Source organism: Pseudidiomarina donghaiensis (genome assembly GCF_900116895.1).
In the GTDB taxonomy this organism is placed as follows: domain Bacteria; phylum Pseudomonadota; class Gammaproteobacteria; order Enterobacterales; family Alteromonadaceae; genus Pseudidiomarina; species Pseudidiomarina donghaiensis.
Map to the genome: position 1 here is coordinate 986,764 of NZ_FPCF01000001.1, position 14,821 is coordinate 1,001,584.

Annotated in this window: 15 protein-coding genes; 9 read left to right on the forward strand and 6 right to left on the reverse strand. The window is 46.7% G+C overall.

Annotated elements, in window-relative coordinates:
- From BM334_RS04850 to pspF, 6 genes are read right to left on the reverse strand one after another with little or no spacing between them, the layout of a single operon-like run.
- Nucleotides 1–801: an ATP-binding cassette domain-containing protein gene (locus BM334_RS04850; protein ID WP_092838614.1), complete on the reverse strand. Its 801-nt coding sequence runs from the start codon at nucleotides 799–801 to the stop codon at nucleotides 1–3.
- Entirely contained in the window at nucleotides 794–1,792 is a 999-nt protein-coding gene (locus BM334_RS04855) for an oligopeptide/dipeptide ABC transporter ATP-binding protein (protein ID WP_092838617.1), read from the reverse strand. Before BM334_RS04855 ends, BM334_RS04850 begins: the two co-directional genes overlap by 8 nt.
- The gene (locus BM334_RS04860) at nucleotides 1,789–2,685 is read right to left on the reverse strand and encodes an ABC transporter permease subunit (RefSeq protein WP_092838620.1); all 897 of its coding nucleotides are present in this window, start codon (nucleotides 2,683–2,685) and stop codon (nucleotides 1,789–1,791) included. The genes BM334_RS04855 and BM334_RS04860 overlap by 4 nt, the downstream gene beginning before the upstream one ends.
- Nucleotides 2,675–3,703, reverse strand: coding sequence for an ABC transporter permease (locus BM334_RS04865; RefSeq protein WP_092838623.1), 1,029 nt, complete (start codon nucleotides 3,701–3,703; stop codon nucleotides 2,675–2,677). Before BM334_RS04865 ends, BM334_RS04860 begins: the two co-directional genes overlap by 11 nt.
- On the reverse strand, nucleotides 3,690–5,312 hold the full coding sequence (locus BM334_RS04870) for an ABC transporter substrate-binding protein (RefSeq protein WP_092838625.1): 1,623 nt from the start codon (nucleotides 5,310–5,312) through the stop codon (nucleotides 3,690–3,692). The genes BM334_RS04865 and BM334_RS04870 overlap by 14 nt, the downstream gene beginning before the upstream one ends.
- Before the next feature lie 7 nt (nucleotides 5,313–5,319).
- Nucleotides 5,320–6,417: a phage shock protein operon transcriptional activator gene (gene pspF, locus BM334_RS04875; protein ID WP_092838628.1), complete on the reverse strand. Its 1,098-nt coding sequence runs from the start codon at nucleotides 6,415–6,417 to the stop codon at nucleotides 5,320–5,322.
- Nucleotides 6,418–6,631: 214 nt separating this feature from the next.
- Between pspF and pspA the strand changes: the two genes are divergently transcribed.
- From pspA to BM334_RS04920, 9 genes are all read left to right on the forward strand, one after another.
- Nucleotides 6,632–7,309 carry a phage shock protein PspA gene (gene pspA, locus BM334_RS04880; RefSeq protein ID WP_092838631.1) on the forward strand — a complete coding sequence of 226 codons (678 nt, stop codon included), beginning with the start codon at nucleotides 6,632–6,634 and terminating at the stop codon, nucleotides 7,307–7,309.
- 84 nt (nucleotides 7,310–7,393) lie between these two features.
- On the forward strand, nucleotides 7,394–7,630 hold the full coding sequence (gene pspB, locus BM334_RS04885; protein ID WP_055438004.1) for an envelope stress response membrane protein PspB: 237 nt from the start codon (nucleotides 7,394–7,396) through the stop codon (nucleotides 7,628–7,630).
- Nucleotides 7,627–8,022, forward strand: a complete 396-nt coding sequence (gene pspC, locus BM334_RS04890; RefSeq protein WP_092838634.1) for an envelope stress response membrane protein PspC — start codon at nucleotides 7,627–7,629, stop codon at nucleotides 8,020–8,022. Before pspB ends, pspC begins: the two co-directional genes overlap by 4 nt.
- A gap of 200 nt (nucleotides 8,023–8,222) precedes the next feature.
- Nucleotides 8,223–9,464 (forward strand): methionine gamma-lyase, encoded by a 1,242-nt coding sequence (gene megL / locus BM334_RS04895; RefSeq protein WP_092838637.1) that lies wholly within the window; start codon nucleotides 8,223–8,225, stop codon nucleotides 9,462–9,464.
- Nucleotides 9,457–10,260 carry a phenylalanine 4-monooxygenase gene (phhA, locus tag BM334_RS04900; protein ID WP_092838640.1) on the forward strand — a complete coding sequence of 268 codons (804 nt, stop codon included), beginning with the start codon at nucleotides 9,457–9,459 and terminating at the stop codon, nucleotides 10,258–10,260. Before megL ends, phhA begins: the two co-directional genes overlap by 8 nt.
- 42 nt (nucleotides 10,261–10,302) lie before the next feature.
- Nucleotides 10,303–10,644, forward strand: coding sequence for a 4a-hydroxytetrahydrobiopterin dehydratase (locus tag BM334_RS04905; RefSeq protein WP_092838643.1), 342 nt, complete (start codon nucleotides 10,303–10,305; stop codon nucleotides 10,642–10,644).
- A 114-nt stretch (nucleotides 10,645–10,758) separates the two neighbouring features.
- Complete coding sequence (gene tyrR, locus BM334_RS04910) at nucleotides 10,759–12,306, forward strand: transcriptional regulator TyrR (protein WP_092838646.1); 1,548 nt, start codon at nucleotides 10,759–10,761, stop codon at nucleotides 12,304–12,306.
- 311 nt (nucleotides 12,307–12,617) lie between these two features.
- On the forward strand, nucleotides 12,618–13,682 hold the full coding sequence (gene hppD, locus BM334_RS04915; RefSeq protein ID WP_092838649.1) for a 4-hydroxyphenylpyruvate dioxygenase: 1,065 nt from the start codon (nucleotides 12,618–12,620) through the stop codon (nucleotides 13,680–13,682).
- The gene (locus BM334_RS04920; protein WP_092838652.1) at nucleotides 13,675–14,820 is read left to right on the forward strand and encodes a homogentisate 1,2-dioxygenase; all 1,146 of its coding nucleotides are present in this window, start codon (nucleotides 13,675–13,677) and stop codon (nucleotides 14,818–14,820) included. The genes hppD and BM334_RS04920 overlap by 8 nt, the downstream gene beginning before the upstream one ends.
- The last annotated feature ends 1 nt before the right edge of the window (nucleotide 14,821 follow it).

Here is a 14,821-nt window from a genome sequence, read left to right on the forward strand (position 1 = left end):
TTACTCCTGTGTTGTTGTGTGTTTAAGCGCTTTATTCAATTGTTCCGATTGCAGCAAATTTTTACTTATCTGCTCTTTCGGATTTGTTAGTAGCGCCTGTGTAGAATCAAACTCAATCATTTTACCACGATGCATTATTAAGATCTTGTCAGCAACGTGTTTCACGATCTCCGGCGAATGTGAGGCGAAAATAAAGGAAATACCCATATCTTCCTGAAGATCGAGAATTAAATTAATGATTTGAGCTCTAATCGATGGGTCTAATGAGGCGAATGCCTCATCAGCCACGATAATTTGCGGTTCAAGAATAATTGCGCGGGCAATACATACCCTTTGTTGCTGGCCACTAGACAACATGTGTGGGTAAAAATGGAAGTGGTCGGGCAATAACCCCACTTTTTGCAAGATTACATAAACCCTTTCAAGTTGTTCAGCATGGGTACAACCGGAATTAAACTTAAGTGGCTCGAGTAATTGGCGGCCAATGGTTAGCTGGGAATTTAGTGAACTCAGACTGTCTTGAAATATCATGCGAATTTCGCGACAGCGAGTTTGGTAGTCATGTGGATTCAGCAATTCTCCATTGAGATAAATTTCACCACTGCTTGGTGTTTCCGCACCTGCGATAAGCCGCGCGATGGTTGATTTACCCGAGCCTGTTTCACCCATGATTGCAATGGTTTCGCCTCGTTGAATACTGAAGCTTAAGGGTTGCAATGCACATATACGACGTTGTTTTAACCAACCATTTTTGGCGCGATAATATTTACTGATGTTCTTAACTTCTAGCAAGTTAGTCATGGCTTTTCACCTCTCGAATAGGGAAGTGACAGGCAAATTCGCGTTGCTTGAATTTGGTTAAGCGTGGTTGGTGTATACAGTCGCGGCGAGCGTTGGGGCAACGTGGCCCTAGGCGACAACCAATTGGCATGTGTTGTAACGTCGGTATGGCTCCAGTTAGGGTGGGCAACCTTGTTTTCGGGGCGATGCCTTGATCAAAAAAGCTCATTTGCAGCATGGCTTGCGTATACGGATGCATTGGCGTTGATAGTATCTGTTCAGTGGCGCCAGACTCCATGAGTTGCCCACAATATACCAAGCTCATGCGCTGGCTTTCCGGCACAATGGAGGTTAAGTCTTGTGTAACCATTAAAATGCTCATGCCTTGGCCGGCACTTAACTTAGCCAATAGCCGATAAATTTGGTTGCGCGTATTGGGCTCCATGGCCGTTGTTGGCTCGTCGGCAATGAGTAATTTGGGATTGTGCGCAATGGCCATGGCAATACTGACTTTCTGCGCCACACCTTCGGAAAGTTGATACGGGTAGCTTTCCATTACTTTTTGGTGATCTTTGATGCCTACGCGATGCAGTAAACGCTCGGCGCGCACCGTGCGAGATGCTTTGCGGCGCAAGTAAATACCCTTGAGGTCTGCTTTCGGTATGGTTTCGCGAATTTGGTCGCCAATTTTGGTATTCGGGTCGAGGTAACTGCCAGGGTTTTGGAAAATCATGGCCATATCTCGCCCAGTAACAAGACGACGTTGCGCTGGATTTAGGCTCAGCAAATCATAATGACGCCACCAAAGCCGGTCAGCGGTAATTTTCCATCGTGGGTTAATAAACCCCATAATAGCTTTTGCCAGCAAACTTTTGCCCGAACCTGACTCACCCACGAGGGTGTGAATTTCGCCTTCAGCAAGTTGCAGGCTTACCTTGTCTAACACTTTGACGGTGCCAGCACTGGTTTCTAACTCGATGGTTAAGTTGCGAATATCTAAAATAGTACTCATGTGCCACGAACTCGCTCTTGAATGGCTGCACGTAGACTATCGCCAAGAACATTAATTGACAACACGGTTAAAAATAACGCGACTCCGGGCAAAATCATGGTCCAAGGAGCTAAATAAACTTGGTCTAAACTGCGGGCGAGCATGGTGCCCCATTCGGGTGCTGGGGCCTGTACCCCAAGCCCCAAAAAGCCTAACGCGGCAATATCTAAAATGGCAGTGGATAACGCGAATGTCACTTGCATAACCACTACGGTCGTAATGTTTGGGAAAATAACCCGCGTGAGAATATACCAACGGCTGCAACCATTTAAGCGTGAGGCGGCAACATAATCCTTATTGCGTTCTTCATAGAAAGCGTTATGCACGCTATGAATAAATTGTGGAATCAATACCAAGGTTATGGCAATCATGACATTGTGCAGGGCAGGGCCAAGAATCGCGATAATAACGAGTGCCAGCAGCAATGAGGGTATAGAAAGCACCACATCTAATAAATGGTTCAACGTTGACGACTGTACCCCGTGGCTCATGCCGGCCCATGCGCCAATACTAATGCCGATGAGCGCGGCTACCGCGGTTGCTAATAATGGGTAGCCTAGGCTGTAGACCGAACCAGCCAGCACTCGTGACAACAAGTCGCGACCTAAGTCATCGGTACCAAACAGAAACTGTATTTGCCCTAACTCATGCCATGCTGGTGGTTGTGAGATAGCACCAGAAAACTGTGCATCTGGGCTATAGGGGGCAATCACTGGTGACAGCACCATGAGTAATATTAAAAAACTAAATATATACAGAGCCACCACAGCAAATGGATTAGCGTTCATGTGTAACCAAAGCAGCCGCAGCGGTGACGGCTCTCGATACTGGTAATAAATACTGTTACTCGGCATCGATTTCTTTCCTTATTTGCGGATAGCGCCACGCATGAATTACGTCAACAAACACATTGACCAACAATATGAGCGAGGCCAAAACTAATAAGCCGGCTTGAATGACAGGGAAATCACGTTCATAGATACTTTTAACGAGCCAACTACCCACGCCTGGCCAGTTAAAAATCACCTCGGTAATAATTATGTTTGTCATTAACACACTAAATTGCAGGCCTAATTGCCGCACAATGGGTTGTAAGGCGTTTGGTAAGGTATGGCGAAACATAATGTGGCGGTCGTTTAAGCCACGTGCGCGAGCGGCTTTGATGTAATTTTGCTGAAGCACGTCTAGTACTGAGTTGCGCATAATTCGAATGAGCATGGTTAGTGGCATAATAGCTAATACCACCACAGGCACCCATAAGTGATGCAGGGCATTGTAAAATGCCGCTGTTTTATATGGCGAGTCACTCATGAGAATATCGACAAGTACCGATCCGGTTTGCACGTCAATGGCGTACAGCGGATTAATTTGACCAGAAATCGGACTCCAATTAAGTTTGAGAGCAAACAGCAAAATAAATAGCTGGGCTAGCCAAAATACCGGAATGGAATAAGCACTCAGGCTTAAGCCCATGATGATACGGTCAAGCAAACCACGTTGTTGAATTGCGGCGTAAACACCTAAAGGAATTCCAAGGAATAGGGCCAAAGCCATGGCTAATAACCCCAGTTCAAGAGTGGCGCCTAAGAGCGGCTTTATTTCATCAAACACGGGCTGTTCGGTGACCAAAGAAATACCCCAGTCGCCATTGATTAAATGCTGCAAAAATTTTAGATATTGACTCAGAAGCCCCTGATCAAAACCGCGGGCCAACTCGGCCTGCTGATAAGCGATAAGGTTATCAGCGGTGATTCCACTCATATTGGTCAGCGGGTTACCCGGGTACCAATAATTTAGGCTAAATAACAAAAGGGTTAATAACCACAAGGTAATGATTAACAAAACTACTCGGCGTAGGCTATAACGAATCATCGTTTACCCTCCGCGCGTAGCGAAAATTAATACCGCCATAGGGGGGTAATTCCACCCCTTCAATATCACTTCGGTGTGCCTGATAACGCAACGAATTAGCAATAGGAACTAAAGGCGCCTGCTGCTTAACCATGTCTTCTATAAACTGATAGAGATGTTTACGTTGGTCTACATCGCTTTCACTGATGGCCGCCACTAGTAATTTATCGAACTCGGGATTACACCACATGGCTCGGTTATTACCGCTGCGGGCGGCAGCACAGCTTAAAACAGGGCGAAAGAAATTGTCTGGGTCAGCGTTATCCGCCACCCAACCAATGAGTACACTGTCATGTTGACCGTCTACCAGCCGTTGGCGGAACGTATTCCACTCGTAACTGACGATTGTTGCGTCAACGCCAATGCGGGCGAGGTCGGCTTGCATTAATTCGGCCATGCGGTGCGCATTTGGATTGTAGGCACGTTGCACTGGCATAGCCCAAATAGTCATGCTGAAACCATTTGGGTATCCCGCTTCAGCCAACAATTTTCGTGCTTTGCCCGGGTTGTAGGGGTAGGTTTGCTCGGCATCACTGTATGCCCAGGATGTTTCGGGCAGCATACCAGTGGCGAGACGAGCATTACCATCATAAATTGTTTGCACAATTGCGGGGCGATTCACTGCATGCGCCAAAGCGCGCCGTACCAGCACGTTATCAAACGGAGGGCGTTGGGTATTAAAGGCCCAAAATGACACGTTAGGACTAACCGATGAACCCACTTCAATTTCAGCGTTTTGGTCAAGCTTTGATAATTCATTGACCAGAGGGTAAGGGATGACGTCACACTCGCCGGTAAGCAATTTCAACATACGCTTATTTGCATTAGGTGTTATGACATAAACCAAGCGTTTAATTTCAGGTTTCTCACGCCAATAGCCTTCATGGCGCTGATAGCGAATAATAAAGTCTTTGCGGAATAGTTCGAATTGAAAGGGCCCCGTACCTATTGGCAAACGATCAATTTGCTCGGGTTGGTGGCTGCTTAATAGCTGCTGAGCGTACTCTTCGGACAAAATAACTGCGAAATCGGTCGCTAAGTTTGCCAAAAAAGAGCTGTCTGGCTGGTTCAGTGTAATATCTACCGTGTACTCATCAATACGTTCAATGGAATGAATTAGTCGTATAAGACCACTTGAACGGAAAAACGGATAACGCCCGCCATTGACGTGATGATATGAATGCTGTGGGCTCAACCAGCGGTTAAAGCTAAATACCACATCATCCGCATTAAAAGGTCGAGAGGGTTCAAACCAGTCGGTGTTATGAAAGGACACCCCTTTGCGTAAATTGAAACGATAGCGTGTGCCATCGTCTAATGCTTGCCAACCACTAGCTAGGGCGGGCACAAACTGTTGGCGTTTATCATCGTAATCTAATAAACGGTCGTAAATTTGGGCTGAAGTCGCGTCTACCGTCGTGCCCGAGGTGCCTAATTGCGGGTTAAAGCCCTCGGGGTTACCCTCCGAGCAATAAACTAAACCGTCTTGCTCAACTTGAGCGTGCTCTGACACCGGCCCACATGCAGCGAGAACCGCGGCGCTACAAATGATGGCAATACGTTGCAGCATAGTTGGCTTACCCTTCAAGTAATTGATACTTTTTCAAATAACCACGCAATTGATGATAGGTTAAACCTAGCAGCTCTGCTGTTTTCTTTTGGTTAAATTGTGCGTGCTGAAGTGCGCGTTGAATCACATCAATTTCAAATTCGGCGGTAACTTCTTTGAAGTCGATATTGCCTTGCTCAAAATCAACACAAAAGCCCACCGCCATAGGTAAGCTTTGTGTCTCGTTATGGCCTTCGCTGTGTGACTTGCTGTTGTTTGCGTCTTCGGCAAGCGGGGAGCTGTTACTTGAACCGTTAGCTCGATGTGCCGCTGCCGCCGGACGATAAGGGCTAGCGAATGGGTCTAAAATAATTTCATGCACAGGCACTTGGCCACTACCAATGCGATAAACCGAGCGTTCAACCACATTTTTTAGTTCCCGCACGTTACCTGGCCAATGGTAGTCGAGCAATGTTTTGCGGGCTGACTCGGTAAATCCACTGAAAAGTTCGTAGTCAAGTTCGCGCGCCATTTGAATTGCAAATTGTTCAGCCAATAACATGATATCTTCTCGCCGCTCGCGCAGTGGCGGTAGGGTAATGACATCAAATGCTAAACGATCGAGCAAATCGGCACGAAAGTCGCCAGCGTCGGCTAAGCGAGGTAAGTCTTCATTGGTGGCGGCAATTAAGCGGGTATCTACCCGTACTGTTTTAGTTCCGCCAACGCGTTCAAATTCACCATACTCAATAACGCGTAGAATTTTTTCTTGCACTAAAGCTGAGGTATTCGCTAATTCATCAAGAAATAAGCTGCCACCATCGGCACGTTCAAAACGGCCCTCGTGTCGTTTTTGTGCGCCGGTAAAGGCTCCCGCTTCATGCCCAAATAATTCACTTTCTAATAAGCTTTCACTCAGTGCGGCGCAGTTTAGCTTGACATAGTTTTGCTCCCACCGCTTTGAAAGAAAATGTAATCGTGCGGCAATGAGCTCTTTACCGGTACCACGTTCACCAATGATCAATACGGGTTTATCAAGCGGAGCAATTTGCGAAACTTGTTCAAGAACTGAAAGAAAACTATTAGCTTGCCCGATTAAATTATCGGCTTCGCGAAAGCGACTCATGGTTGCACCACGCTGTTATTATCGTTATTGGTGAATTTGACTAATAATTAGTGTATTTCATAACCGTGAAGCGTCAAATGTTTTTTAGCTCGAATAGCAAAAAAGCTTGCAAATAAACGGCTTGCGAACTTTTTGAAAAGTTGGCACGGTACATGCAAGACATTTCAGCGAACGTAATTAAAATTTCAATTTGACGCTTTATGAGGAAATGAACATGGGTATCTTCACACGTTTTACAGATATCGTAAATTCAAACATCAACGCATTATTGGATAAAGCGGAAGATCCAGAAAAAATGGTTCGCTTAATTATTCAAGAAATGGAAGACACTTTGGTTGAGGTGCGCTCAACATCTGCGCGCTTAATTGCCGAGAAAAAAGACACTGAGCGCCAATTGAGCCGCTTCGACAAAGAAGTTGCTGAGTGGGAAAACAAGGCTGAACTTGCGCTGAGCAAAGATCGCGAAGACTTGGCTCGGCTGGCGTTAATTGAGAAGCAAAAAGCAGCGGCGGATGCAGCGAGTTTACAAGCTGACGTTGCACGCATCGATGAACATTTAACGCGGTTAAATGAAGAAGTAGGCCAGCTGCAAGAGAAGTTGGCAGATGCCAAAGCCCGTCAAAAGACCATTATTATGCGCCAACGCGCTGCAAGCAGCCGACTGGAAGTTAAAAAACGCATCGATAGCGGCAAAATTGATGATGCTATGTTGCGCTTTGAACGCTTCGAGTCAAAAATTGATGATTTAGAATCACAAGTTGAAGCATATGACATGGGTAAGAAAACCTTACGCGATGAATTTGCTGAGCTTGAAACAGACGACAAAATCAGTGACGAGTTAGCCGCATTAAAAGCGCGTGTTAATAAAGACAAAACGAATGACAAAGCATAATTCTCGCTAAATAGTTATTCGCAAAAAAGGTGGTGTGGTGTCTGCGGACACCCCCCTATATTTGAACGACGAGAGACGAGACACATGGATATATTAGTCCCAATAGTTGGCGCCCCAATTATATTGTTTATGATTTTTGTCGCGCCAATTTGGATCATTATGCATTACCGCAGTAAGCGCAAAATTGGTCAGGGTTTAAACCAAGACGAATTGCTGCAACTGCAGGAGCTTGCGCACCAGGCCGAACGTATGCGCGAGCGCATTAAAACCCTCGAGTCAATTTTAGACGCCGAGTCACCGAAATGGAGGGAACGCGCATGAGTATTGAAAGTCGCTCCCGTCGCACCTTAATGCGCGACAAAGCCAACGGAAAAATCGCCGGTGTTTGTGCAGGATTAGCTGAGTACTTTAACATTGAAGTGTGGCTAGTACGTATTATTGCAGTGACAGCCTTAATTTTTAGCTCAAGCTTTGTTTTCGTCATCTATGTTGCTATGTGGTTTATTCTTGACGAAAAAAAGCCCGATCCGGTGAGCCATTCCCAGCATACCGTTGGCGTTAAAACCAAAGTATGGCAAGCCGGTGAGCCACCGCAACGTGCATTTCATGATATTGCACGCGAATTTCAGGACATGGAACAGTCGTTACAGAAAATGGAACGTTATGTGACATCGAACGCTTACAAGCTTGATCGTGAATTAGATCGCTTGTAAAACGGCACGAGGCCCTGGTGAAAGAGCACCGTGAATAGCCCGCTGTTAGGCATGTCCTGCAGCGGGTTTTTTTATGTTTGCTGGCCGTTATAGTGGAAAAAAATCGTTACAGTAAAAACTGATCAGCATCAAAGTATCCCGTTGCTTTCGACGCTTACGGCATGCAATCTGTTGCGCGACAACAAGGAGAATTTCTGCCAATGCGCACTAAAGACAACAACAAACCGCAATGGCAGCCAGCGACGATAACAATTCATGGTGGGAAAACCCGCGATGAACACGGCGCTTTGGTTGCACCTTTATATCAAACTGCGACGTTCTCATTTGAGAATACGGCGCAAGGTTCTGCACGTTTTGCTGGCGAGGAAGCCGGCTACATTTATAGCCGTTTGGGTAACCCAACAGTCACCGAGCTTGAGCAGCGTGTTGCTGCGTTAGAAGGCTACCCAGCCGCAGCCGCTGCAGCCACCGGTATGGGTGCTGTTTCAGCAAGTATGATGGCGTTTTTGGCACATGGCGATCATGTCTTGGTGTCTGATGCTATTTATGGCTGTAGTTTTGCTTTGTTTTCGCATTTATTCACGCGTTTTGGTATTCAGGTTGACTTTGTCGACATGAGCGACCTAGAGAAAACCGCGAGTGCTATGCGTGACAACACCAAATTGGTGTTTTTAGAAAGCCCAGTTAACCCGCATTTAAAAGTAATTGATATTGCAGCTGTGGCCAAAATAGCGCATACCAAAGGTGCGCGCTTGGTGGTAGACAACACTTTTATGACGCCATTGTTGCAGCAACCGAAATTACAAGGTGCTGATTTGGTTCTACACAGTGCCACCAAATATTTAAATGGGCATGGTGACGTGGTCGCCGGTATTGTCTGTGGTAGCCAAGAAGACATTGAGCTAATAAAACTCACCACGTTAAAAGATATGGGGGCAACCATGAGCCCGCATGACGCTTGGTTAATACTACGTGGTTTGAAAACCTTAGACGTGCGTATGGAACGTCACTGTACAAATGCCGTCCAAGTAGCTGAGTATTTGCGCGAACAACCCTTGGTAAAAACGATATTTTTCCCAGGGTTCGCTGATCATCCTGCGCAGCAATTAATGGGCACGCAAATGCATGGGGCAGGGGCGGTTATTGCGTTTGAATTGCATGGTGACTTAAATACCGCGCGTTTATTATTAGATAGCCTGCAGCTAATCACCATTGCGGTAAGCTTAGGCGATGCCGAGACGCTTATTCAGCATCCAGCGTCAATGACGCACTCACCCTATTCGCCAGAAGCCCGCGCTGCGGCAGGTATTAGTGATACGCTGATTCGTATTTCCGTTGGTTTAGAGGCGGTGAGTGACATTATCGCTGATCTTGAACAAGCATTCGCTGCTTGTACCAACAGCAACACACAGAACAACGAGGAACAAGTTAAATATGGGTAAGCAAAGTAACTATGTTTCGCGACAGCCAGACGCCAATGGCATTATTGCTTGGAGCGACGAAGAGAATGCCATTTGGAGCGAGCTTGTTGCACGGCAACTGAAGCACATTCCTGGCAAAGCCTGTGACGAATACATGCACGGCTTGGATTTGCTCAAGCTGCCGCAGGATCGTATACCGCAGCTACATGAAATTAATGAAGTTTTACAGGCGACAACCGGTTGGCAAGTGGCGCAAGTGCCGGCACTGATTCCGTTTGATGAATTCTTTCGCTTGTTAGCGAACAAGCAGTTTCCGGTGGCGACCTTTATTCGTACTCGTGAAGAGTTTGATTACCTGCAAGAACCTGATATTTTCCACGAGATTTTTGGTCATTGCCCCTTGTTAACCAACCCGGCGTTTGCGCACTTTACCCATCAGTACGGTAAACTAGGCTTGGCAGCAAGCCCGAAGGAACGTGTGTATTTAGCACGATTATATTGGTTCACGGTGGAGTTTGGTTTGTTAGAAACCGACGATGGCTTGCGTATTTATGGCGGTGGTATTTTGTCGTCACCCGGTGAAACCGAATATGCTATTCATAGCGATAAGCCAGAGCGTAAGCCGTTAGTACCACTTGATGCTCTGCGCACACCATATCGCATTGATATTATGCAACCTATTTACTACACCATTAGCAAAACCGATGAATTATTCGAGATTGCTGATTTAGATATCATGGCGTTGGTGCGTGAAGCGATGGAACTTGGGCTGTTTGAGCCGAAGTTTCCACCCAAAGACAAAACCAACGCTGCGTAAAATGAATACTTTTAGCTTTTAGACGAATGACAGAGGACGACAATGTCAGATTTGAAACAACAAAAATGTGAAGCCTGTAACGCCAATGCCCCGCAAGTCACCGACGCCGAGCTGGCTGAGTTAGTTCGCGAAATTCCAGAATGGACGCCGGTAGTGCGTGATGGGGTAATGCAACTTGAGCGTGAGTTTAAGTTCAAGAACTTCAAACAAGCGTTGGCTTTTACCAATCGCGTGGGCGAAATTGCTGAAGAAGAGTTTCATCATCCAACCCTAACGACGGAATGGGGTAAAGTCACGGTTACTTGGTGGACCCACGCCATTAATGGCTTGCACAAGAATGACTTCATTATGGCAGCCCGCACGGATGGCGTTTTAGACGCGTAATTCTCAGCTGCTCCGACGACTTTAAAAAAGCCCCTCTGGATGCTTATCCGAGGGGCTTTTTCTGTGTATACTTATGTTTACAAATAAACCCTTCGATAACGGCGTTACACAGCTATGCGTTTGGAAATTACCTGCGATGATCGGCTTGGCATTGCCCAAGACGTGCTACAAATTTTGCGCGATTATGAGATTGATTTGCGTGGTATTGAAGTTGATCCTAAGGGTAAGATCTTTCTTAATTTTCCAGAGCTTGAGTTTGAAGACTTTCAGCATTTAATGCCAGAAATTCGCCGTATTGCCAACGTTAAAGACGTAAAAACCGTCGCTTACATGCCCTCTGAGCGAGAGCACTTTGAATTCAAATTATTACTGAATAAATTGCCAGATCCGGTATTGTCGGTTGATAGCAAAGGTTTTATTGATATTGCTAACGACGCTGCTCAGCAGGTACTCACCGATAACCGTAGCGAGCTCAATGGCACTGCCATTAGTCACTGGTTAAGCGGCTTTGCGGTTCAGCGCTGGTTGGATAAACAGCCAACCGAACCCACCACACAACAGGTAAGCGCGAGTGGCGCTAAATATTTCGCCGATTTAATGCCTGTTTGGGTGGACGATGGAAATGGTCATAATAGCTTTGCTGGCTGTGTGATCACCTGCAAACCGCAACCTTTGGTTAGCCAATGGCAACGCGGGAATCAACAAGAAGTATTCGGCCAAATTCTCGGTGAACACGCCAGCATGAAGCGGCTATTAAAAGAAGCCGCGCGGATGGCGCAGCTCAATGTGCCGTTACTCATACATGGCGAAACCGGTGTAGGTAAAGAGCTATTGGCGCGCGCTTGCCATCAGGCAAGTAGCCGTGCCGAACAACCTTTTCTGGCAATTAACTGTGCGGCGTTGCCCGACAACGTAGCGGAAAGTGAATTATTTGGCCATGGTAAGGGTAGCTTAGGGCCTTACACCGAAGCGAAAAAGGGCATTTTTGAACAAGCTAACGGCGGTACCGTGTTGCTTGATGCGGTTGGCGAAATGTCGAATGGTTTACAAGCTAAGTTATTGCGCTTTATTCAAGACGGCCGTTTTCGTCGCATCGGCGAAGAGCAAGAAGTTACAGTAGACGTGCGGGTTATTTGCTCGTCGCACGATGATTTAAGTGAGCGCGTCGAAGCTGGTAAGTTTCGTGAAGATTTGTTCTATCGGCTGAACGTACTGAGTTTACACGTGCCACCGTTGCGCGAGCGCAAGTCAGACATTCCTTTGTTGGCTGAGCACTTTACCGTGCAAGCCTGCCAGCGCCTTGGCCGCAGCTTGGTGGTGTTAACCCGCGCAGGGCGGGAGCTATTGCAGCGCTATCAATGGCCAGGCAATGTTCGTCAACTTGAAAATGTGCTGTTTCGCTCAATTTCAATGGCAGAAAGCGACACTCTTGATGTACGTGATATTCACCTGCCTGACGTTGATAGTTTGCCGGAAAACCTGCCGGTTGACCTTGAAGACGGCACCTTGGATGACGCCGTTAAAAAGTTCGAAGCGACCATTTTACGGCGCTTGTATCCAAGCTATCCAAGTACCCGCCAGCTAGCGAAAAAGCTCGGTCTATCGCACACGGCTGTCGCCAATAAATTACGTGACTACGGTATCGGAAAGCGTAAACGCTAGCTGTCTGTAATGATTTCTTTACAGCCTGACTGGTGGTTGTAATCTTTTCGTGACATCACAGGGCGGTTCAAGGCCTTGATTTTGATCTGTATCAATTTGTTTACACTTTGTTTATTTTATCGGCGGGGCACTATTGTCGCTGCTGCGCTGGCTTCTCCCCAATTTCTCTCCCAATATGTAGAAAAGCAAGAGCGATATTAGATATTAGAGCAAACGCGATATTAGATATTAGATATTGGGGAGGTGTCGTTGATATCTGCTGATATCTAATAGCTGATGGCTTATTTCAAATAACGAACAACGAGGATTTTATGACGGATATTAATTACAACCCATTACAAACTGACGGCTTTGAGTTCGTTGAATACACAGCACCAAATGCTCAAGGTATTGCCGACTTAAAAGACTTATTTACTAAGCTTGGCTTTACCGAAGTCGCTAAGCATAAAACCAAGGAAGCTTGGTTGTTCAAGCAAAATGACATTAATTTTATTATTAATGCTGAAGCTGGTGGCCAAGCAGAAGAGTTTGCGAAGGCTCATGGTGCTAGCGTGTGCGGTATGGCGTGGCGGGTAAAAGACGCGAAGCATGCGGTTGAGCACGCGGTGGCGAATGGCGCGAAGCCGTTCCAACGTAATACAGCGGCAGGTGAAGCCGAATTTCCTGCGGTTTACGGCATTGGTGAGAGCGTGCTGTACTTTGTCGATAGTGATATTTACGCAGCTGATTTCAACTTCTATGACAACTGGGAAGCGAAGATGAAAGATCACGCTGCCGGCTTATATGAAGTTGACCATTTAACGCATAATGTATTCCGCGGCAACATGGACACTTGGGCAGGGTTCTATGAGCGCATTGGTAACTTCCGTGAGATTCGCTATTTTGACATTGAAGGTAAGTTAACCGGATTGTTAAGCCGTGCTATGACAGCACCTTGTGGCAAAATTCGTATTCCAATTAACGAATCGCACGACGACAAGTCGCAAATTGAAGAGTACTTGCGCGAATATAACGGCGAAGGTATTCAGCACATTGCGTTAACCTCTGACGACATTTACAAGACTGTGCGCGATTTGCGTGCCATTGGTATGGACTTTATGCCAACGCCAGATACCTACTATGCGAAGATTGATGAGCGTGTTGAAGGCCACGAAGAGAATGTGGACGAGCTGCGCGAGCTGCAAATTTTGATTGACGGCGCGCCAATGAAAGACGGTATTTTGCTGCAAATATTTACCCAAACAGTTATCGGCCCTGTGTTCTTTGAAATTATTCAGCGCAAAGGCAACGAAGGTTTTGGTGAAGGTAACTTTAAAGCGTTGTTTGAGTCTATTGAAGAAGACCAAATTCGCCGTGGAGTATTAAGCGATGCGTAAATGGATTAGCTTTCCGAAACAAGTTGGCGTGGCCTCGAAGCAGGCTCACGCTGATTTTCCGGAGCAAGCGATCTATGAACGCGAAGTAGGGCGTAGCGGCTTTTTTGGGCCGGCTACGCACTTTCATCATCGCCATGCTCCAACCGGTTGGAGTGAGTGGGAAGGCGACTTACGCCCACGCAATTTTGACTTTAATAAACTGGACAACGTTGCCACGGAATCACCATGGCAAGTGCCAATGTTATTGCACAATGCCCAGTGTAAATTCCGTATTTGGCACTGTAATAAGAATATGGATTTCTTGGTGCGCAACTCGGATGGCGACGAACTGTTGTTTATTCATGAAGGGCGCGGCGAGTTGTTTTGTGACTATGGCCATATCACCTTAGAAAAAGGCGACTATTTTGCCATACCGCGGGCCACGTCATGGCGCATTGAGCCACTTGAGCCCATGCACATTGTGATGATTGAGGCGACCAACAGCGCGTACCAGCTGCCTGACAAAGGCCTGGTGGGTAATCATGCAATTTTTGACCCCGCGTGCTTGGACACGCCCGATATCGACGACGCGTTTAAGGCCCAATACAGCGAAGATAGCTGGCAGGTTCAGGTAAAACGGCATGGCAAGGTTTCGATGATCACCTATCCGTTTAACCCGTTAGATGCAATTGGCTGGCATGGCGATTTAGCCCCAGTGCGCATAAACTGGCGCGATATTCGCCCATTAATGAGCCACCGTTACCACTTACCACCATCGGCACACACTACTTTTGTTGCTGATGGCTTTGTGGTTTGTACCTTTGTACCACGGCCCATCGAGTCCGATCCTGGTGCACTAAAAGTGCCGTTTTATCATAACAATGACGATTACGATGAAGTATTGTTCTACCACGAAGGTGACTTCTTCAGCCGTGATAACATTGATAAAGGGATGGTAACCTTCCATCCAGCTGGCTTTACCCATGGGCCACACCCAAAAGCCTTTCAGGCTGGGTTAGAGTTTCGGAAGAAGTTCACCGACGAAGTGGCGGTGATGCTTGATACCCGTAACGCACTAGAAATGGGCGAGGCGTGTGCCGGGGTCGAAAACCCGGACTACGTAAATAGCTGGAAAGCGAAAGACGACAACAAGGCATAAA

What these genes read in the sequence shown, in the direction of transcription:
- tyrR (WP_092838646.1), top strand. Translation starts at nt 10,759, where the DNA reads ATGCGTTTGGAAATTACCTGCGATGATCGGCTTGGCATTGCCCAAGAC.
- phhA (WP_092838640.1), top strand. Translation starts at nt 9,457, where the DNA reads ATGGGTAAGCAAAGTAACTATGTTTCGCGACAGCCAGACGCCAATGGC.
- BM334_RS04905 (WP_092838643.1), top strand. Translation starts at nt 10,303, where the DNA reads ATGTCAGATTTGAAACAACAAAAATGTGAAGCCTGTAACGCCAATGCC.
- BM334_RS04850 (WP_092838614.1), bottom strand. Translation starts at nt 801, where the DNA reads ATGACTAACTTGCTAGAAGTTAAGAACATCAGTAAATATTATCGCGCC.
- BM334_RS04870 (WP_092838625.1), bottom strand. Translation starts at nt 5,312, where the DNA reads ATGCTGCAACGTATTGCCATCATTTGTAGCGCCGCGGTTCTCGCTGCA.
- pspF (WP_092838628.1), bottom strand. Translation starts at nt 6,417, where the DNA reads ATGAGTCGCTTTCGCGAAGCCGATAATTTAATCGGGCAAGCTAATAGT.
- hppD (WP_092838649.1), top strand. Translation starts at nt 12,618, where the DNA reads ATGACGGATATTAATTACAACCCATTACAAACTGACGGCTTTGAGTTC.
- pspA (WP_092838631.1), top strand. Translation starts at nt 6,632, where the DNA reads ATGGGTATCTTCACACGTTTTACAGATATCGTAAATTCAAACATCAAC.
- megL (WP_092838637.1), top strand. Translation starts at nt 8,223, where the DNA reads ATGCGCACTAAAGACAACAACAAACCGCAATGGCAGCCAGCGACGATA.
- BM334_RS04865 (WP_092838623.1), bottom strand. Translation starts at nt 3,703, where the DNA reads ATGATTCGTTATAGCCTACGCCGAGTAGTTTTGTTAATCATTACCTTG.
- pspC (WP_092838634.1), top strand. Translation starts at nt 7,627, where the DNA reads ATGAGTATTGAAAGTCGCTCCCGTCGCACCTTAATGCGCGACAAAGCC.
- BM334_RS04920 (WP_092838652.1), top strand. Translation starts at nt 13,675, where the DNA reads ATGCGTAAATGGATTAGCTTTCCGAAACAAGTTGGCGTGGCCTCGAAG.
- BM334_RS04855 (WP_092838617.1), bottom strand. Translation starts at nt 1,792, where the DNA reads ATGAGTACTATTTTAGATATTCGCAACTTAACCATCGAGTTAGAAACC.
- BM334_RS04860 (WP_092838620.1), bottom strand. Translation starts at nt 2,685, where the DNA reads ATGCCGAGTAACAGTATTTATTACCAGTATCGAGAGCCGTCACCGCTG.
- pspB (WP_055438004.1), top strand. Translation starts at nt 7,394, where the DNA reads ATGGATATATTAGTCCCAATAGTTGGCGCCCCAATTATATTGTTTATG.